Annotated in this window: 15 protein-coding genes; 2 read left to right on the forward strand and 13 right to left on the reverse strand. The window is 31.9% G+C overall.

Annotation, left to right across the window (positions count from 1 at the left end; translation table 11 throughout):
- Nucleotides 1–40: 40 nt before the first annotated feature.
- The 8 genes from RBR53_10700 to neuB all read right to left on the reverse strand — a co-directional run bounded on the left by RBR53_10700 (nucleotide 41) and on the right by neuB (nucleotide 10041).
- Nucleotides 41–2890, reverse strand: coding sequence for a DUF115 domain-containing protein (locus RBR53_10700; GenBank protein MDY0133122.1), 2850 nt, complete (start codon nucleotides 2888–2890; stop codon nucleotides 41–43).
- A 73-nt stretch (nucleotides 2891–2963) separates the two neighbouring features.
- A complete protein-coding gene (locus tag RBR53_10705; protein ID MDY0133123.1) occupies nucleotides 2964–3698 on the reverse strand; it encodes a hypothetical protein in 735 nt (244 codons plus the stop codon).
- A gap of 23 nt (nucleotides 3699–3721) precedes the next feature.
- Nucleotides 3722–5161 carry a radical SAM protein gene (locus tag RBR53_10710; GenBank protein MDY0133124.1) on the reverse strand — a complete coding sequence of 480 codons (1440 nt, stop codon included), beginning with the start codon at nucleotides 5159–5161 and terminating at the stop codon, nucleotides 3722–3724.
- Nucleotides 5162–5174: 13 nt separating this feature from the next.
- Nucleotides 5175–6227 (reverse strand): nucleotidyltransferase family protein, encoded by a 1053-nt coding sequence (locus tag RBR53_10715; GenBank protein ID MDY0133125.1) that lies wholly within the window; start codon nucleotides 6225–6227, stop codon nucleotides 5175–5177.
- A 64-nt stretch (nucleotides 6228–6291) separates the two neighbouring features.
- Entirely contained in the window at nucleotides 6292–6957 is a 666-nt protein-coding gene (locus RBR53_10720) for a PIG-L family deacetylase (GenBank protein ID MDY0133126.1), read from the reverse strand.
- Nucleotides 6954–7838, reverse strand: coding sequence for a formyltransferase family protein (locus tag RBR53_10725; GenBank protein ID MDY0133127.1), 885 nt, complete (start codon nucleotides 7836–7838; stop codon nucleotides 6954–6956). The genes RBR53_10720 and RBR53_10725 overlap by 4 nt, the downstream gene beginning before the upstream one ends.
- 10 nt (nucleotides 7839–7848) lie before the next feature.
- A complete protein-coding gene (gene neuC, locus RBR53_10730) occupies nucleotides 7849–9009 on the reverse strand; it encodes a UDP-N-acetylglucosamine 2-epimerase (protein ID MDY0133128.1) in 1161 nt (386 codons plus the stop codon).
- A 9-nt stretch (nucleotides 9010–9018) separates the two neighbouring features.
- Nucleotides 9019–10041, reverse strand: coding sequence for an N-acetylneuraminate synthase (gene neuB / locus RBR53_10735; GenBank protein MDY0133129.1), 1023 nt, complete (start codon nucleotides 10039–10041; stop codon nucleotides 9019–9021).
- A gap of 248 nt (nucleotides 10042–10289) precedes the next feature.
- Here neuB and RBR53_10740 point away from each other — a divergent pair, with 248 nt between their 5' ends.
- Nucleotides 10290–11474, forward strand: a complete 1185-nt coding sequence (locus tag RBR53_10740) for an NAD(P)/FAD-dependent oxidoreductase (GenBank protein MDY0133130.1) — start codon at nucleotides 10290–10292, stop codon at nucleotides 11472–11474.
- Nucleotides 11475–11549: 75 nt separating this feature from the next.
- Here the strand turns inward: RBR53_10740 and RBR53_10745 are convergent, their stop codons facing one another.
- From RBR53_10745 to RBR53_10760, 4 genes are all read right to left on the reverse strand, one after another.
- A complete protein-coding gene (locus tag RBR53_10745) occupies nucleotides 11550–11903 on the reverse strand; it encodes a hypothetical protein (GenBank protein ID MDY0133131.1) in 354 nt (117 codons plus the stop codon).
- 470 nt (nucleotides 11904–12373) lie between these two features.
- Nucleotides 12374–13510 carry a radical SAM protein gene (locus RBR53_10750; protein ID MDY0133132.1) on the reverse strand — a complete coding sequence of 379 codons (1137 nt, stop codon included), beginning with the start codon at nucleotides 13508–13510 and terminating at the stop codon, nucleotides 12374–12376.
- A gap of 40 nt (nucleotides 13511–13550) precedes the next feature.
- Nucleotides 13551–15569: a 6-phosphofructokinase gene (locus RBR53_10755; protein ID MDY0133133.1), complete on the reverse strand. Its 2019-nt coding sequence runs from the start codon at nucleotides 15567–15569 to the stop codon at nucleotides 13551–13553.
- A gap of 13 nt (nucleotides 15570–15582) precedes the next feature.
- On the reverse strand, nucleotides 15583–17184 hold the full coding sequence (locus RBR53_10760; protein MDY0133134.1) for a diguanylate cyclase: 1602 nt from the start codon (nucleotides 17182–17184) through the stop codon (nucleotides 15583–15585).
- Nucleotides 17185–17526: 342 nt separating this feature from the next.
- On the opposite strand from RBR53_10760, the gene RBR53_10765 reads away from it, so the two are divergent.
- Complete coding sequence (locus RBR53_10765; protein MDY0133135.1) at nucleotides 17527–18054, forward strand: nitroreductase family protein; 528 nt, start codon at nucleotides 17527–17529, stop codon at nucleotides 18052–18054.
- A 58-nt stretch (nucleotides 18055–18112) separates the two neighbouring features.
- Here the strand turns inward: RBR53_10765 and panP are convergent, their stop codons facing one another.
- Nucleotides 18113–19750, reverse strand: coding sequence for a putative pyridoxal-dependent aspartate 1-decarboxylase (gene panP / locus RBR53_10770; GenBank protein ID MDY0133136.1), 1638 nt, complete (start codon nucleotides 19748–19750; stop codon nucleotides 18113–18115).
- Between the last annotated feature and the right edge of the window lie 107 nt (nucleotides 19751–19857).

Raw genomic sequence — 19857 nt, forward strand, 5'->3', positions numbered from 1 at the left:
TTTATTTTTTTACTACCTGGGGAAATTTGATTTTAATATTTTAAACATTATATTTTTCAATCAATTTTTTAGCTCTATCTGCAGCTTCATAATTACCAAGCTTTAAATTACAATTATAAACACCTTGAAGAGCTTCAAGATCGCTTCCATTAATTTTTAAGGCTTCCATATAATAATTTAAAGCCTGGGAATCCATATTATTTAAAATATAAACTTCAGCCACAGCTTTTTTTATTTCAGGAAGGTTTCCAGCCATCTTATCAGCCTCAATAATCTGATATAATGCTTCTTCATAATTTCCTTGGGACTTATTAATTAAAGCTAGGTGAATATAAGGTGAAGGCGAGTTGGAAATAGAAGAAGCCTGAATAAGATAAGTTTTTGCTTTTGAAATTTCGTTTTTATTAAAATGATAAATACCCATCAATTCAAGAATATTGGGATTGCCCGGATTCTGTGCTAAAAGTACATTTAAAAAATCTATGGCCTTATCCAAATCATTTTGAGAAACTTCTTCTATATATAATAAAGCTTGATTTAATTCTTGGGTTATTATGGGAAGATATTCTTTATTTCTGTCTTCTAAATATTCAAGCCACTCTTCTCCGGCTTTTTTAAGTGTTTGTGCTTTTTCATTTTTTGGATCTAATTCTAAAATTTCTTTACAAATTTTTATTGCCCAATGGGTTCTGTTGTTTGAACCATAAACATTAAAACCTTGGTCAAGATAAAGCTTAGCTTCTGAAAGTCTTTCTTCTGAAATATTTTCTTCCTGGATAAGAAGTTTTTTAATTAATTTATTTTCAGGGGATATTTCTTTTGCTTTGTTAAAACATTTTAACGATTTTTCTGATTGTAAAAGCCTGCTAAATACTTTTCCAAGTCCTGAATAGGCCAAAAAATTATTTTCATCATATTCAATTGATTTTTTATAAACTTCTTCAGCGCTTACAAAATCCATAAAACTAAAATATTCATCACCAAGGCTTGTTAAAAGACTGCTCTTTTCTTTGTCATTATTTGAAAGAAAAATTTTATCTTGTAAATTAATTTCATTTTCTAACCTTGATTTTAAATCTTTATAAATATTAAGAAGTTTTGTTATTGATTTTTGTCTTGATTCAAACCATTTTTTTATAAACCCCATTTCCTTTAAAACTTTTTTATTATTGGAAATTTCTTCCATTTCAAGATTCATCTTGTATTCAAGGCATCTTAATTCAAGTTCATCTTTTGCAAGAAGCTGGGTAATTGATGCTACAGACAAAGGAAGATTAGACTCATTATCAAAATAATCACAAACAGCTCCAACTTTTTGGGAATGATTTTTTATTTTTTGGGGTGAAATTTTTTCTGTTTTTTCAGCAAGCTCTTTTCCTTTACGAAATTTTTTTCTTAATTTTTCAAGCTCTTCAATTTCTTTTTCTAAAACTTGAACCAGATAATTTTTATCGGGTTTTTTACTTTGAGAGTATGCTTTAAAAAGAATATCTTTTTTGGGAATTATACTTAAATTAAGAGCTGTTAAAAAAGAATCCAGGTCTATTTTTTCAGCTCCCTTAATTTTTACTCCTTTACTGGAGTTGTAAAATTTGACATCTGAATTTTTAATATAATCTTCAATTATCATTCTTTGGGAAACCATTTGGGTTGCAGTTGCAACAGGCTCGTTATCATATCCTTTTGCCCAGACTATTGATTTAAAATCAAGGGTTGCTGACATTGAAGCACCATCAGCGTAAGATTTAAAACCAACATATCCAAGATCAAGGCCTGAAAAAACAATCGAACTTCCACCTGAATACAAAGCTGCAAAAAGCATTAAGTGAGGTACACCATCCATTTTAGGAGGATCAATCCAACCGTCCCAGCTATCTTCCAATAAACTGAAAAGCCCGTATTTAGTGGTAACAAAAAATTTAACAGGAGATTTATAAGGCTTGATTATCATACTTGCGCATTCATTATGATACAAAAAAGGAACATCTTTGGTTTGTTCAAGATAATCTTTATATTTAGTATAAGATATTGAATGAAAATCCACTGCTCCTGCAAGATCAGGCTTTATTCCATTTTTCAATAATACAGGCAAGGCAGTATCAACTGTAAAAATTGCCATATAATCCTGATATTTTTTAATTATTTCTATATCATCTTTAAGTGAAGGACCTGCACCTACTACCATAACAGGCTTGTCTTTAAAAATGTCTTTAAGAGAATAAAGATTGGCTGAATTAATTGTAGTTGTAAGGTTTTTCATTGAGTTTTCAAAAAACACAGGACCTGTTCCAGCGACAGTATTAACCTGCATTTTATATTGAGTTACCTGTTCCTTGACATTATCTACAATACTACTAAAAAGTTCGGGATTTATTTTTCTTTCTGGCTCATAAAAGCTTATTTTTAAACCTTTAACAAATAAAGCTGTGTCAAAATTACTTTGTGAGAACACCAGGCCAAAATTAAAATCTTCACCCAAAAGAAAATAGACATTATCACTAAATATTTCTTCTGAAAGGTCAATTACTTCCAATGCTTTTTTAAAAATAGATATATAAGGTTCTATAATAACAATTTTTAAAAACTTAATTTCTCTTTTTGAAATTTCTTTTAAAAGATATCCAAGTCCCATTCCAACTATAAATCTAAGTTCACCAGTCTCAAGCTCAAGATTATCAACTATATCGTTGGCTTCTTCTTCTGGGGCAAAAAAATTATTTATATTTACAATGCCTCGTCCTCTGACATTAGCATCTAAACCATAATAATTTTTATTTTTTCTTAACTCTAACTCAACATCCTCTGACTGAAAATCAAGAATTTTTTTATAATAATTAGGATATTTTTGTTCCAGAGCTTTGATATTCTTTTGATATATTATTCTTTCCAAAAAAACTCCTTATCAGCAGTGTCAAACAAATCACTATACATTGTTTTTAATTTATTTTTTATGACAATACAGCCTAACCCTTTGTAAATAATTCATACGCTTTTAAAGCCTCTGCCAAAACAAAGTCTCTTTCTGTGTCAATATCAATAATAAGCTCTCCGTTTAACCATGGCTTTATCTTTGTACCAAAGACTTCATACATTTTACCTGTTCTTGTATTTTGCATTTCATTATACTTTTGAATAAAAAACTCTGCTCTGGTTATACAGGTATGACCGTCATGAACCATGTATTGTTTTAAATCCTGACGCCTAAACCCTTTTTCATTCCAATCAGGAAGTTCATCTTCTGACAAGTCTATCATCCAGTCAGGATTGTATTTTTCAACATTTTGAAAAGATATAGCTGCATCATAACTTTTATTTTTTTCCAAAAACTCTAAAGGTTCATAAAAAAGGTTGTTATATCTGATAGGAATATTACCATATAAAAGACTTAAATAATCCCATTTACCTTTTCTTTTTTCAACTACATCTGCCATAACATCTTCAATTCTTACAGCATTACCAGCAAGGTTTTCATCTCTTTTCAGATAAAAAGCATTGTGTTTTTTGCAAATATCTTCAAGATCTTCAATATCTGTTGAAACCAGGGTATCAACAAAAATATCTTTTTTTGTATCTGAAAGACCGGTACTCCATTCAATAACATATTCAACCACAGGCTTTGAATTTATAGGAAGCATACATTTACTTTTAAGACCAAGGCTTCCTTTCCTTGCAACAATTATTGATAAAATTTTAGTCATGATTCTTCCAATAATAAAAGTTATTAAAAAAGATTGATGGCACCGTGCTTTTGACGGTGTTCTTTTTCTGCATCATCAAGATTTAAGTAATCTGATGCGAACTTTCCATATAAAGTTTTAATTTTTGTACTTACTTCTTCTATGGGCAAGGGGGTAAATTTTTCCAAAGTTCTTTTTTGCATTTCACCATATTGTAATTTAAGCTCTTCATCTGTAAATTCATCTGTTAAATTTATCACAAAATCCCTTGCATCGCCTAAACCAAGAACAAATTCATGCAGCTTGTTTTCATTTATTCTTTTTTTAGATAATGCATATTCAAAAATTTCTGTTCCAGGATAAGGTGTTGCAAACATAAGAGAACCAAGATGAAGATTATTTTCAATACAAAAATGAATTGTTTCTTCACAGGTTTCTCTTGTTTCACCAGGCATGCCTAAAATAAAAGAAATAGGAATTGGCAGCCCGTATTTTCTATTAAGATAAACTGCATTTGACATTTGCTCAGGGGTTATTGCTTTATTCATTTTTTTTAACATAAAAGGAGAACCAGACTCAAAGCCATATGAAACAGAGCAACAGCCAGAAGTTGTTACAACCTGCATTATATCATCATTTATAATATTGGCTCTTCCTGTTGAAGACCATCTTATATTGGGGAAATATTTGTTCCTTGCTTCGCAAAACTCATAAACTCTTTTGGGCTTTGCCATAAACTCATCATCCTGAAAACAAACAAAATCTAAACCATAAAGTTTATCAATATATTTTATTGAATCAGTAATAAATTCAACAGAATGACCTCTAAATTTGCGACCCCATGGCTGATAACAAAAAGAACATTTATATGGACATCCTCTGCTGGAAATAAAATCAGTTTCTCTTCCAAGCCCAATAATATTGTTTTTCAAATATATATCCATGGGAAGAAGATCATAGGCAGGCATATCACTTTCTAAATCAAGATCTTTTATAAGCTCCTCTTCCTCGGTTCTTATATAATTATCATCTTCAAGATAGGCCAAACCTTTTATTTTATTTAAATCAGGATTTTTTTCTTCTTTTAAGGCACGCAAAAGATTTACTATTGTTTTTTCACCCTCTCCTGTACAAACAATATCAACTTCAGAATTTTCCAACAAAAGCTGGGGAATGCTCATTGCAACACTTCCACCTGCAATAATTTTTGCTTTCTTTGAAATACTTCGTATCCATTGTGAAAGTTCAATTACAGTCTTATAAACAGGTACAAGCCCTCCTATCATAACAACATCATACTCAACTTCTCTTAAAATGGATTTCATTTTTTTATTACTGTATCTATTTGCGTTCCAGTCGATAAAAACCAAATCTACAAAATTTAATTTTTTCCTGATTATATTTGCCAAAATTGCAAGCCCATGGGGAATATGCCTTGGTTTATCGGTAACTCTTATGGGTGGATTGATTATAAGTAATTTCATTAAATACCTTTCATCATGAAGTGAAAATTTGAGCATATTCAAAATTAGCTGTTTCAAAATCCTGAAGTCTTCCAATATCAACCCAGTATTCCTTAATTGGAAAAACTCCGGTTTTCATTTTTTTTCCAACAATTTCCCTGAATAAATCAGTCATATCATAATAATCATTTTCAGGAATTATATCTTTAACATCATGATTTAATACATAAATACCTGCATTTACAAAAAATTTATGTACAGGTTTTTCCTCAATTGAATTTAAAGTTGAGCCGTCAATATTTACCACTCCATAAGGTATCTGCATTTCATAATTTCTTACACACATTGTTGCAGTATGGTTATTTTCTTTATGAAAATCGAGAAGCTGACTAAAATTAACTTTTGTAAGTAAATCACCATTCATTACAATCATTGGATTATCAAAAGTTTCATTCAAAAGAGAAAGGCTTCCGGCAGTTCCAAGTTTTTTATCTTCTTCAATATAATTTATTGAAACTCCCCAGTTTGAACCATCTTCAAAATAATCTTTTATCATTTGACCTTTATAATTTATTGAAAAATAAAAACTTTCAAACCCTTCACTTATAAAATTATCAAGAATAATTTCCAAAATAGGTTTACCGCCAATTTTAAGAAGGGGTTTAGGACAGTCATTTGTAAGGGGTCTAAGTCTTGTTCCAAGTCCGCCTGCCATAATAACAACAGGATTTTCTTTAAGGTTTTGTCCTAAAAACTCTTTTGATACTATTAAATCTATTATTTCTAAGTCTTTACCTACAATAGGTATTTGTTTTATTCCAAACCTTTTCATCAATGATTTAACTGCAAATTCATTCATTTTTGAAGTTGCAGTGTGTGGGTTTTTATTGGCGACCTCTTTAATTTTTCCATCCAGGCCAATACCTTTTAAAAGCCCTCTTCTTATATCACCGTCTGTTACAGTTCCAAGAAGCCTGCCGTTGTTGTCTGTAACAAGAGCAATTTGTAATGCTGATTTGTCTATTATATCCACTACTTTTTTTATTGAATCATCTGGTTTTACAGCTACTTTTTTCCAGTCTGCCATGATAATTTCCTTATAAAAATAAAACATATAAAAATGAATCGACAACAAGGGCAAAAGGCTTAAGCTAAAAAACATCTCTTAAAAGCATAAAAGCTTCTGCATAATAAGCAGAAACAGAGGCACCTCTAAATCTTGCAAGAGATTTGATATTTTCAAGACTCCTTGGGTAAGGAGGCTGCTGAACCTCAGAACTGTAAATTTCCATTATTTTAATTTTATCATCAATAAACTCTGTTATATCTGAATATGAGTTTGGAATAAAAACATTTTCAGGCAAAGGGAAAGCAATTTCTGTTTCAGAAAGACATTCATACATAAGCAATCTCTTAACAAAAGCAGCTCTGAAACTTTTCAATGAACTCATTACTGCTTTTGCAGCAATTTGATGATCTGTATGAATATCTGACCTGTTTACAGTGTAAACTGTATGGGGTTTAATTTTTTGAATGGTTTCAGAAATTTTATCAAGCAAAAGACTAAAATCTACATTATAAAGTTTTGCGGCAGGAAAATTCAAATTTATTACATCTTTAAATCCATAAGCTTTTGACACATCTAAGACTTGTTTTTTTCTTTTATCTATAAAATCTTTTGAATACCCAAGTTCAGTTGAAACACCTGTGATAATAAGCCAGTACATTTCATCATTGTTTTTTTTATGTTTTAAAATTGTTCCACCACAGCCTAATGTTTCATCGTCTGGATGTACTGAAATAACCAGCACTTTCATAAATACATTCCTTTTTTAAAAATAAACTCTGGTTCAATTTCAAGAATTTTGATACTTCCGTCTCCGGTTTTTACACAAGGTATATTTTCTTGAACCTCAATAACTTTGCCTGGTTCAATATTTACAGGCAAATCTTTTAAAGATTTTTCAACCTTCCAAACTTTATAATTCTTATCTTTAATTTTTATTTCTGCTCCCGGGTATGGTTTATAAAGAGCCCTTACAAGGTTTAATATTCCATTTGAAGGCATTCTCCAGTCTATAATTCCATCTTTTGTACTTCTTTTTCTCAAATAATTTACCTTTAAATTATCTTGTAAAGTCAATTTATAAGTATTTTTTTCGAGATGAGGCAAAAATTCTTTTATCTGAAAACAAGCAAGTCTCTTTATTTTTTCATATACATCGGCAGCATTATCAGTTTCTGAAATTTCAAAACTTTTTTGAGAAAGAATTGGACCAGAATCAGCACCTTCATCCATAAAAAAAAATGTAAGCCCGCTTTTTTTTAAACCTAAAACAATAGACCAGATTATAGGATGTCTGCCCCTGTTTTCTGGAAGTAAAGCAGGATGAACTCCAAGTATTCCCATTGGCGGCAAATTTAAAAGTCTTTTTTTAATAAGATTTGACCAGCCGAAACAAAAAATAATATCTGGTTTTTTATCAGCAATCCACCTTTCTGTATCAGCACTGTTTATATCTTTTGTAAGTAAAAAAGGAATACCAACTTTTTCTGCAATATCAGATAAATCTGAATAATCACTATTAAACCCTGAATTTTCAGAACTTATAATTCCAGATATTTTCCCATTATTTTTTAAAATCTCAACCAAGCAATGACGGCTGAAATCTACAGTGCCTATAAAAACAATATTCATAAAAACTTCCTTAATTTAAATCATAAAATCCTTTTTTAATCAGGCTTTTATCTTTAAAATCAATTTCCTCAAGCTTACTTGCTATTTTAGCAGATGCAGTTCCATTGCCATAGGGGTTGTCCATGTTTTCAATAAATTTTCTAAAATCAGAAGACAAAGCTTTTTCAATTACTTTTTTGATGCTTTTACTGTTACAATCTGTGTCTAAAATATTTTCTGTTTTGTATCTTCCCCCTTGTCTGTCTCCAATATTTACCACAGGAAGTTTAAAAAACGGAGATTCAATAATTCCACTTGAAGAATTGCCTATCATTAAAGATGAATGTTTCATTGCTCCAAGATAAGCCCTTTGACCAAGATTTTTTACAAGAATTAATTTTTGAGGATATTTTTCTGAAAATACTTTTAAGGCTTGATATATGGCATTATTTCCTGAATCAGCATTTGGCATGGTTGCAAGAGCACAAATTTCAGAACTCCTGACTGCTTCAAGAATTTCACTAATCTGTTTTTCAGGACTTGTATAATCAAGTGTTACAGGATGATAGGTCAGCAAACCAATTTTTTTTCTAAAATCTGCTCCTGTAATACTGTTTAATTCATCAACTTCAGGTAACTGAATATTTTTTATATTATCAATGCCTATTGCTCCAACATTAAAAACCCTTTCAGGAAATTCTCCCATTTGAATGATTCTTTTTCTATAAATTTCTAAAGAGGCAAAATGAAGTGAAGACATTTTTGTTACTGAATGACGCACAGGGTCATCAATAAGTCCTAAAGTTGATTCCCCCCCATGAATATGAGCAATAGGAATTTTATGAATAACCGATGGAATTGCAGCACAAAAAAGTTCATATCTGTCACCCAGCAAAACAATTAGATCTGGTTTCTTTGCTGTAAAAATTTCTGAAAACCCCTGAATACCTATTGATATAGAATTGCAAATATCTTTTTCTGTATCTGAACCAAGTTTTAAATCAACTATAAAATCAATTGATATTTTATCTTTTTTGATTAAATCCAGCGTATAACCGTGAAATTTTGAAAGGTGGGAACCTGTGGCACACAAAGAAAGGCTTAAAAGTTTACTTTTTTCAATTGCTTTTATCAGTGGGTATAAAAGACCGTAATCAGCTCTTCCTGTTGTGACAACCATTACGTTCTTCATTAAGATCCTTTAAATTTCTATTTGTTGGTCTTTTTTATAATTTTTTGAAGACTTTTTACCGATAAGCAGATTCCATAATACAGGAGAAAGCCCTGTTCCAGGTCTTTTTAATGTAATGTTTTCAAGAGTAAAAACTTCACCCTCTTTTATATCTTTTGATGCAGTAATACTTTTTCTGACTATTTTTATATTTTTTTTCTCAGATTCAGAAGGCTTCTTCACACCATCTCCAAAAGCAGCTTCAATATTTCTTACAGCATTTACCATTTCTTTCAGCAACTTAGGAGTAAGCGAAGCCTTATGATCAGGGCCTTCCATATTTAAATCAAGAGTAAAATGTTTTTCAATTACTTCTGCCCCAAGAGCCGCTGCTGCAATTGGAACTTCAATGCCAAGGGTATGATCTGAATATCCGACTTTTATTCCGGGAAATGCATTTTTTATGGTGATCATGGCTTTTAAATTTACATCTTCAAAAGGAGTTGGATACTCTGTATTGCAATGTAAAACTGTAATTTTTGAAATATCTGTCCCAGATTTTGTTAAAAGATTTAAAGCATCTTCAATTTCTCCAAGGGTACTCATTCCTGTTGAAAGAATAACTTCTTTATTAAGTCTGCCAATTTTTTCAAGATAGGGATAATTTACTATTTCACCTGAAGGAATTTTTAAGGGAAAAGCTTTAATTTCTGCAAGAAAATCTATTGAGTCATTATCAAAAGGGCTTGCCATGAATTTTATATTTTTTAAATTACAATAATTATTTAGTTCAATAAATTCTTTTTCACCAAATTCAAGTTTTTTGAGCATTTCATACTGGGTGGTATTTTTGTTTAGATTTCTTTTTTGATAATCAGCCATATCGGCATTTTTTGAAACAAGATTATCTGCCTTAAAAGCCTGAAATTTTACAGCATCTGCTCCGGCAATTGCGGCTTGATCTATCATTTTTTTTGCTGTTTCAAGGCTTCCGTTGTGGTTTACTCCGGCTTCTGCAATTATAAAAACTTTTGATTTTTTTGGCTTTGACATGATTAACAATCCGATTTTAATTTATTTGACTATTTTAATATCGGAATATCATATAATTTTTTAAGCTTTAATTCCAGATTCTAAAATTTGCAGCCTGATTTATTGTTGAAAATCTATATAAAAATTTAGATTCTGCCCCTATGCCTTGTCACAAGATCAATAAAAATTATTCCATAGTTTTTTATCGTTTAAATGATATACAACAATTGAAATATTTAATTAAAAATAAACTTTGAAAGCAGATTTTGATGAAAAAAAATATAAATATTGCAGATATTATAATAATCGGTGCTGGAGCATCAGGATTAATGTGTGCACTTCAAGCTTCCAAACGTGGAAAAAAAGTAATTATTCTTGACCATAATAAAATTGCTGGTGCAAAAATTCTTGTTTCAGGAGGGGGCAAATGTAATTTTACAAATAAAAATCTTGACCCTGAAAATTATATTTCAACTAATCCCCATTTTGTAAAATCAGCTCTTTCAAGATTTTCACAAAATGATTTTATATCCATGGTTGAAGGGCATAGAATTAAATATGAAGAAAGAAATCTTGGTCAGCTTTTTTTAAAAAAAAGTGCAAAAGAAATTTTAGATTTATTTTTAAATGAGCTTAAAAAGTACAAGACCCAATTTTTTTTTGAAACCAAAATAAACTCAGTTCGAAAAATAAAAGATTTCTTCATTGTTAAATCAGATTCGGGCTCATTTAAATCAAAATCTCTTGTTGTTGCTTCAGGAGGAATGGCTGCTCCCCAAATTGGAGCTTCTTCTATTGGATATGAAATTGCTGATAATTTTGGAATTGATATAATAAAGCCTTTTCCAGGTCTTGTTCCTTTGGCGTTTTCGCCTGAAGACAAGAAAAAGTTTTCCCTTCTTTCAGGAATTGCAGTAAACGCAATTGTAAAAACAAATAAAATTTCTTTTAAGGAAAATATTCTTTTTACCCATAAAGGTATCAGCGGCCCTGCAGGTTTACAGATTTCTTTATACTTAAAACCCGGCAATTCGCTTTTTATTGATTTTCTGCCTGATAAAAATATTGAAGGGGAAATAAAGAAAGACAATCAGTCAAATAAAATTGTAAAAAACTTTATTTCACAATTTTTGCCAAAAAATCTTGTTGAAGCAATGATTGAAAAAAATTTGGCAGCCAAAAGATTAAAATCATTGACTGCCGGTGACATAGTTTCAATTTTAAATACAATTCATAACCTTGAAATAAAACCATCAGGAAACCTGGGGTTTAAAAAAGCTGAAACAACAATTGGCGGTATTGATTGTAACCAAATATCTTCCAAAACAATGGAAGCACTAAATGTTAAAGGTCTTTACTTTACAGGAGAAGTACTTGATGTAGCCGGTTGGCTTGGGGGATATAATTTACAATGGGCCTGGTCTTCGGGTTGGTGTGCTGGGCAATATGCATAAACAGGGGATGTAAACACGAAGAGGCAGACTTTAAAACCTGACCCTTCGTATCCACAACCAGCTCACAAACTCGACTTACTCACCTGATTCTACCTTGGCAAGTTTTTTTTCAAGACAATCTTTTCTAGACGTTAGCGAATGTAAAGTATAAAGGGAATTAAAAACTTCACCTTCTACTATTTCTCCCGATGCCATGCGATCCTTAATATTCAGGATTTGTCTTTCACACTCTGAAAGCTCCATTTCAGCTTCAAGAATTTCTGACTCTCCTACAGGAATTACTAATTTATTTCCTGATGCAAAACTGCTTGAATTAGATTCTTCTGAAAAGGACATACAGCCTATAGTTGAAATAAGAAAGAGAGCTATTGTCATATTAAACATAAAACTCTTAATACTTGTTTTCATTTCTTTTTTTGTTTCTTTCATTTGTTGTGGTTGTTTAGTGGATTTATTGTTTTTTGCAAAAGGACTAGTACTGCTGTTTATTAATCTAATTATAATATTGGTTTTGATTACCTCCTTATATATATTGATAGTTTAAATTTTTATGGATTTTAACTGAAAAAAGCTGCTGTCTCCTGGAAGATCAGGAAAATTGCGACAACAACCAATTACATATATCAATAACACTAAAATTCAGCGTTGTCAAGTGGTATAGTTTTTTGACAGCCTCATATTAATGCTTTTTTCCTTGGAAATTTTAGAAATATCAGGAAAATATTCTTAAATTCAGTAACTTACAACTACCATGAAAAAAAACAATTGTAAATGGTCCAATTTGAAATAAAAATTAAAACCTGGAAATAGTTTTTGGAGCTGACTCAAAGTCAGACCAAAATTTCAATAAAAATATAAAACTTTTGTTAACTTTTTTTACTTATCAAAATTGTTAATTATTAAAAACTGTCTCTTTGCTTTTTCAGCTCTTTTTCCAGACGTATTCTATCTTCTGCTTCTGCATTTACCTCTTTTATAAGCTCCCACTTAGCATCATAAGATTGGGGTATTTCCCCTGGTTCTTCAATCCCGTAATCAACAGAGCGTTTAAGACACAAACTGCATAAATCATTTAAAAGATAATCTTTTTGTCTAAATTTTTTATATTCTTTTTTGTTCCAGATTGCTGTTAAGCTTTCATTGTAAACATTCCCAAAACTTTTATTTACAAGCTCCTTTTTAACCCCTCTTTCGTAAATATAACAACCTCTTGCAACTGGAACCCCAAGAAAAACACAGGGAAAAACACTTCCATCTGAACCTATAAACAAGGTTGTTTTTATATTTTCACTGCATTCTTCTTTTAGGAAAAAAGGGGAAACCAAATGACAATGGATATTTTGGCCTGTCTTATCTTTAAAGCATTGAAATCTTGACTTTACAATTTCAAACTCCTGTTCAGTATCTGCAAGGAATGCTTCTTTTTCCATTTCTTTTGTGCAACATAAAGAAACAGCACTTACAACAATTTGATCAGGATTTAACCTGGCTAAAATTTCGTCAGACAAGAAAAAACTCTCAACACTAGATTTAAAAACAATATTTGCCAAATGTATTTTGGGCAGCTTAGAATTTCTTTTCTTTTTCAAGATTTTAATTTTTTCAATTAATTCTGAAATCTTGGAAAAACTGGTTTTTTTTCTGACAAAATCATTTTCAAATTCACTTAAGCCAGCAGTTGAAAATGCAAGATAATCAAGTTTTAGATCCACAAGAGCTTCAAGGGTTTCATCGGTTAAAAGAGTTCCATTGGTTGTAGTTCCAGCTTTAAATCCCTTTGATTTTATTTTTTTTAAAATCTTTAAAAAATCAGGATTTAAAAAAGGCTCTCCCCAGCCCTGAAGATGAATATAGGTTTTTGGGGAAAGCTCAGCTAAAATTGAATCAATGGCTTTTTCATCAATAAAATTATTTCTGATTTTATTTTTAAACAAAGTCTGGGGACAATAACTGCAGGATGCATTGCATATAGAACTTACCTCAATTTGAACCCAGTCAAGCTTTGGCTGAAAAAAAATCTTTTTAAAAAAATTCACAAACCCTCCTTAAAAAATGGCGAATCCCGCCATTTTACAACTATGAGTTAAGGGATAAAATCATTGGAGGAATATGACTTTTGTCTTCAGATAATAAATCTAAATCCGGTTCTCTTGTTTTATCTTCACCGGGATAAATCCCAAGCCATTCATCACGCATTGACTTAAGCTTTTTAAATGCCCGGGAATCTAAATCAACAACAGCTTTTTCTATGACCAGATCAAGCTTGCCTTTTCTTTCCTCAAGATGCATTAAAGGTGCGATTGGAATTCCTCCAGGTTCCCAGCTGGAAAAATCTTTTTCAAGGTTTCTCACACAAGCCATATACCCGGTGCATCCGCTCAAAGCGAGAAAAAAAGTTGTTGCTCCAAGATTATATGTATAATTTGAATCAAAAGCTGTGGGGTCAGAACCTCTTCCGTCATATCCATAAAAATGAGTCTGCATTTTGAACTTAGGAATTGTTTTTTCAAAAATCTTTGAAACAGTTTTGGGAGGTTCTTCATCTTTTAAAATAAGATTTGCATTAACAAGAGCCTGTCTTAAAGTTTTTCTAGAAATTATATCCTTTTTCCTCAAAAGGAATAAATCATAAAAACTGTTTTCAAAAATAACTTTTGCATAGCGTTCAGGATCAAGTCCTGCTTCTTTCATTTTTTTTAAATACCAGTTTTTTTCAACTCCAAGCCTGTAAACTCCTCTATCCTTTAAAATTTTAAGGTAATCTCTAACAAGCTCCATTAAAACCCTGTCTGTTTCCACCTGGGAAAACTGGAAATTACCATGGTTATCCCTTTCGGTTAAAAGACCTTCCTTAAAAAAATCGGGAATATCATTAAAAAGATCATCATCCCTTGAAGTCCAGACAGTTATCAAATTTTCCTCCTGAGCCTGTCTTGCCATTCTTCTAAGATAATCAAGCTTTGAATCAAGGGAATTAAAATCGGTGTGAAAGCTATTGTCATGGGTTTTGTTATATTCAGAAATAAGAGAGCTGAGCTTTATTATAAAAGTTTGAATTTCATTAATAAATTCAAGAAGCCCTTCCGGGATAACAAGAACTCCATAATTTTTCCCCATTTCAGCTCTTTTTACAATAAGATCACAAACTACTCTTGAAAGATGACGAAGAGTCATTCCAAAAGCTGAATAGTCCATTTCTTTTCCCTTTGACTTTTCAATCTTTGACTGATCAACATAATCAGCCAACTCTTCCCCTATGAGAACCATATTGGGCTGGGTCTGAAGACCTACTTCAAGTGCAAGATGGCTGGCAACCCTTCCCATAACCTTGCAGATATGCCAATATTTTACATCTGAAGCAGCATCTGTCTGAAGCCCTCTGATATTTGAGGCAAAAGAGCTTGCTGCAGAATGAAACCCAAATGAAATAGGACACAAAACCTTTCCATTGACATCTTTAATCTGAATATCCCCATCAATGGTTTTAGGAACTCCAAGTACCTGAATACTCTGATTGTAAAAAGACTGGGCAAGAAAAGCAGCATTGGTGTTTGAATCATCTCCCCCGATAATCACAAGGGTATCCAGTCCCAGTTCTTTGCAATTTTTAAGGCATTTTTCTTTTTTGTCTTCTGTGTCTATTTTTGTGCGGCCTGTTTTAAGCATGGAAAAGCCGCCTTTGTTTCTATACTTGTCTACAATTTCAGAGTCTATCTCAATATAACTGCCTTCAACTATTCCCTCAGGCCCCCCTAAAAAACCTATAATTGTATTTTCAGGGTTTGCTTCTTTGGCAAAATCATAAAGTCCTGCTATTACATTGTGCCCCCCTGGAGCAGGTCCTCCTGAAAAAACCACCCCTATTCGTTTTTTAAGGGATTTGTCGATTTTACTGCCCTTTTTTTCTTTATTAAAAGACAAAAATCTGTTTTTACAAAGATCAGGAAGAAGCTTTGCAGCTTCAGGATGAATGTCAAAATCAATAGAAAGATCTTTTTCAATATAAAGATCTTTGTTTTCATATACCAAGCATCTTGGCGGATTGTAATTGCACCTGGTTTTTAAAAACCCGGATTCCTCATTTTTATCCTGCATTAAACCTCCGTTTTTATTTTACTGAAACCACTTTATTTCTTCCGCTTTCCTTAGCCTCATACATTGCCATATCAAGCCTTGAAAAAAGAGAATCATAACCAGAATCTTCTTCATTTATTTCACATACCCCAAGACTTACAGTTATTGTAATTTTTTCTTTTTTATATATAAAGGAAATTTCTTCAATAGTTTTTCTAATTTTTTCAGCTACTTTTACAGCTCCTTCAAGATCTGTTTCAGGAAGAAGAACTGCAAACTCCTCACCTCCATACCGTGCAAGAAAGTCTACTTCCCTTAAAAGAGGAGTAACTTTTTTTATTATTTCAGCAAGGCATTTGTCACCTATACCATGACCATAAAGATCATTTATTCTTTTAAAATGATCCACGTCAAATAAAATCATGGAAAACTTTGTTTTATACCTGAAAAACCTTTCAACCTCTTCTTTTATCCTTTTATCATATGCCCTTCTATTATAAGCACCCGTAAGAGAATCAAGAAGAAGATCCCTTTCCATTTCTCTGAATTTTTCTTCGGTTTCCAGTACTTCAGCCTTAAAGCTTAAAAGCTCCTCTTGCAACTTCGATATCTTTTGTTCTGTGTGCTCCTGATATTTTTTATCTTCTGAATTTTTCCTGTGAATTACAATTTTAATTGTATTTAGCTTGGAAACAACTGCATTTTTAACCTCTTCAAGGCTATTGCTAGCTAAAACATTTTCATTCAAATCATTCAAATGATTTTCAAGCATGGACGTAAAGCTGGTGTTTGAATCCTGAATATCCCGGGAATCATCTGTATATGATTTTAAAAGCTGCTCTTCCACTTCAAGAAGCCTTTTACCGATTTCCTTAATAAATTTTGCAGCTTCTTCCCTGTCATCATTAACAGACTTTAAATAAACTTTTAAAATATCCAAAATTTTCGATCTTGCCATAAAAAAATCATCAGCAGAGGAAAGCTCAGAAATTGTTGACCCAAACTCAGTGAGTTCCTCAATAAATTCTTTTCCCACAGCAAGATTTAATTTTTCAACAATATCCTTATAGGTTTCTCTCAGGATTTCAACATATTCGCTTCTTTCACTTTCATCCATCCCCTTTGCCTGGGCAAATCTGATTTTTTTAAAAAAACTCTTTTTTTCATCTTCCCTTGCACTGTCCTCAATTTCAGTTTTGAGCATAATATTTTTCAAAGTTAACAACTCAGAATCAAGCACCCCTGCTTCTGAATTGTTTTTTATAAACTTTCTAAATCTTTCAATATGCCCTTTTAAACTTTCAGGACCGGAGAGTTTGGCTAAATCACTTAAATATAAAACAGCTTTTTTAAAAATTTCCTGTTCTCTTCTTCGTTTATCAACAAGTTCCTCATAATCTCTGAAAAACTGGTTTTTTTTACTTTCCAAATCTTCGTACTTTTCCTGGAGTTCTAAATAGTCTTTTGAAAACTTTCCTGTCTTTCCAATCTTATCTGTAGAAACAAAAAGCTCCTTTTTTAAAAGAAGCTCTTTTGAAAGATTTCCAATATTCATTTCCACCTTTTTAGAAGCAAGACCTCTGATAACTTCGATTACTGTTTTTGCAATTTCTTCGGCTTTTTGTGAATCACTCATATTTAGAAACCCTGTGTAAAATAATTTGAATTAAAAGGCTTTTGGAGATATTTTGCCCTAAAAACATATTATTATCAACATTGAAGAGCAAGGAAAAGAAAAACTTAAAAACTGATTGGTTATTGACTTTCATTTAGAACTCAAAAGAACCAAACCCGAACCTAACTATTAAAAAGAATTAATCAAAAATCAATATTTCCTAAACTACCAAGTCTTCTTTTTATAAATCTAAAAAACCAGACTTATTAATTTTTAATTTATATGGTAAGTATAAACAAAAATTACAACTGAATTTAAACAACTTATACAGACTTAAGCCAAACTTAATATGGAGAATAAAAAATGTTTTTTGAATTAATAAGAAACAGAAGAAGTGTAAGAGTTTTTAAAAACAAACCTATAGAACCTGAAAAAATTGAAGCACTTAAAGAAGCGGCTTTAAGATCCCCTTCTTCAAGGTCTATCAACCCCTGGGAGTTTATTTTTACCACAGATAAAAATATCATTGAAAAGCTTTCCAAATCAAAACCCCATGGTTCCTCTTTTTTAAAAACAGCTTCCCTTGCTGTGACAATTATAGCAGATCCTGAAAAATGCGATGTCTGGATTGAGGACTCCTCAATTGCCTCAATTTACATTCAGCTTGCCTGTGAATCACTTGATCTTAAAAGCTGCTGGTGCCAAATAAGAAAAAGAGAACATAACGAAAATTTAGAGGCAGAAACTTATGTAAAAGATATTTTAAACATCCCAGCAAACTACAGGGTTCTTTCAATTATAGGAGCTGGCTACCCAGACTCTCTTCCAAAAGGACATGATAATTCCTATGTGAAAAACCAAATACAAAAAATTCATCTGGATAAGTTTTAAACAAAAAAAGGGCAGTAAACCTGCCCTTTTTTAAATGTAAATTTTGATTTGATAAAAACTAAATCATGGATTCACATTCTTCCTGAAAAATTTCTTCCTGCTCATCAAGAACTTCCCTTAAAATTTCTATACTTGTCAAAGGATTCATTAAAACAGCTCTTAAAACAACTATTTCCTCAGAATCTTCCTTTCTTTTCATAGCTGTACGGGATACAAAACTTTTACCTCTTTCCCTTTGAGTCCTCTGAATATTAAGATTGATCTCATTGAGTTTTTCCTGAATTTTGCTTCTTTGTTCACCGGTTTTGGAAAGGAGCTCACGCTTTACTTTAGTAGGACAATATCTATATGTGAGGATGTTTAGCTTGGGCGAAGTCACCAACTGAAAATTTTCCCTTTTTCTTATTTCTTCTGCAAATTCAATGGCAAGCTCAATTCCGTGATCAATAAGCATTCCATAGCCCCTTTTGCCAAGAAGCTCGAAAGCTCCGTGAAGAATAAGTGAGTTAGCTTCCTTGGAACCAGAAAGAGACTTTATTCCAAGATCAACAGAACCTTTTCTTATTATATAATTTGAATAATAAGCAATGGAATCCATATGTTTTGGATTTTTAAAAAAGACCATTCCACAGGTCATGGGCATATAGAACTGTTTGTGGCCATCTATTGTTACTGAATCTGCAAGCTCTATCCCTTTAAGAAGCTTAGCATACTTTTCACTTGTAAGAGTCGGCCCTCCCCAGGCTGCGTCCACATGAAAATGAATTTTGTTTTCTTTGCAAATGGCCGCCATTTCACACAAAGGATCAATATGACCTGTTTCTGTAGTGCCTGCAACTCCTACCACTGCAAAAATTTTGGTTTTTTTGTCTTTTTGCAAAGACTGAATTTTTTCCTTTAAGTCATTGATAAGAATAGTTCCATCGCAGTCAGAAGCAACTCTTATGATATTTGAATTGCCTATTCCAAGAACTCCTCCTGCCTTTATAAGAGAATAATGACCTCTTTGAGAAACTAAAACAACAGCTCTTTCAATATCGTAAGCTTTGTATGCACTGGGAATTCCCTCCATTTCAATCCCGGAAAACCCTTCCTTTGGACCAAGAGCAGTATTCCTTGCAACCCAAAGGGCTGTCATATTAGCTGCTGTCCCGCCTTCTGTAAAACAGCCTAAAGTAGTATCAACTGACTGGATATTTTCATCATAAAAATCTTCATCAAAGTCATAAATAAGCCTGTGAACCTTAGCTGCAAGCTGTCTTTCTATAACTGAAACGACTTTTGAAGTTTCAAGCTTTACAACATTTTGGTTTAAAGCTGCAACAAGAGCCTTTAAGATTACCATAAATGAAGGAATTGCAGCTGTCATATGTCCCACAAAATAAGGAGACGATACATTTACAGCATGGGGTGCGATTTCATCAATTATTTCTGAAATTACCTCTGTAAGTTTTTTCTGAGGAATATCGGATATTTTAGAATCTTTATAACACAAGGCAAGTTTTTTAAGATCTATGGCTTCTGTAACACCGACATGCTCATAAAGAAAATCCTGGAGACCAAATAAAATCTGCTGCATATAAAAAAAAAGTTTTTCCTTATCAGCCTCGGATTCATAACATATAAATTTACGAACCAGCTTATCCCACTCAGTTGCGGTTTTGCTGAAATTTTTTGCCTGCTTTAAATAATTCACCAAAATTTTGCTCCCACCCAAAAGTTGCTTCATTACTCAGACCGAATTAATTAAGCACTAATTTAAAAAAAACACAATATAAAACCTTGAGATTTTTTAAGCTTTGC

Source organism: Desulforegulaceae bacterium, assembly GCA_034006035.1.
Taxonomy (GTDB): domain Bacteria; phylum Desulfobacterota; class Desulfobacteria; order Desulfobacterales; family JACKCP01; genus JACKCP01.

Bases quoted from the DNA above. Each gene is read 5' to 3' on its own strand.
- RBR53_10705 (MDY0133123.1), bottom strand. From the start codon at position 3,698: ATGACTAAAATTTTATCAATAATTGTTGCAAGGAAAGGAAGCCTTGGT.
- RBR53_10710 (MDY0133124.1), bottom strand. From the start codon at position 5,161: ATGAAATTACTTATAATCAATCCACCCATAAGAGTTACCGATAAACCA.
- RBR53_10715 (MDY0133125.1), bottom strand. From the start codon at position 6,227: ATGGCAGACTGGAAAAAAGTAGCTGTAAAACCAGATGATTCAATAAAA.
- RBR53_10720 (MDY0133126.1), bottom strand. From the start codon at position 6,957: ATGAAAGTGCTGGTTATTTCAGTACATCCAGACGATGAAACATTAGGC.
- RBR53_10725 (MDY0133127.1), bottom strand. From the start codon at position 7,838: ATGAATATTGTTTTTATAGGCACTGTAGATTTCAGCCGTCATTGCTTG.
- neuC (MDY0133128.1), bottom strand. From the start codon at position 9,009: ATGAAGAACGTAATGGTTGTCACAACAGGAAGAGCTGATTACGGTCTT.
- neuB (MDY0133129.1), bottom strand. From the start codon at position 10,041: ATGTCAAAGCCAAAAAAATCAAAAGTTTTTATAATTGCAGAAGCCGGA.
- RBR53_10740 (MDY0133130.1), top strand. From the start codon at position 10,290: ATGAAAAAAAATATAAATATTGCAGATATTATAATAATCGGTGCTGGA.
- RBR53_10745 (MDY0133131.1), bottom strand. From the start codon at position 11,903: ATGAAAGAAACAAAAAAAGAAATGAAAACAAGTATTAAGAGTTTTATG.
- RBR53_10755 (MDY0133133.1), bottom strand. From the start codon at position 15,569: ATGCAGGATAAAAATGAGGAATCCGGGTTTTTAAAAACCAGGTGCAAT.
- RBR53_10760 (MDY0133134.1), bottom strand. From the start codon at position 17,184: ATGAGTGATTCACAAAAAGCCGAAGAAATTGCAAAAACAGTAATCGAA.
- RBR53_10765 (MDY0133135.1), top strand. From the start codon at position 17,527: ATGTTTTTTGAATTAATAAGAAACAGAAGAAGTGTAAGAGTTTTTAAA.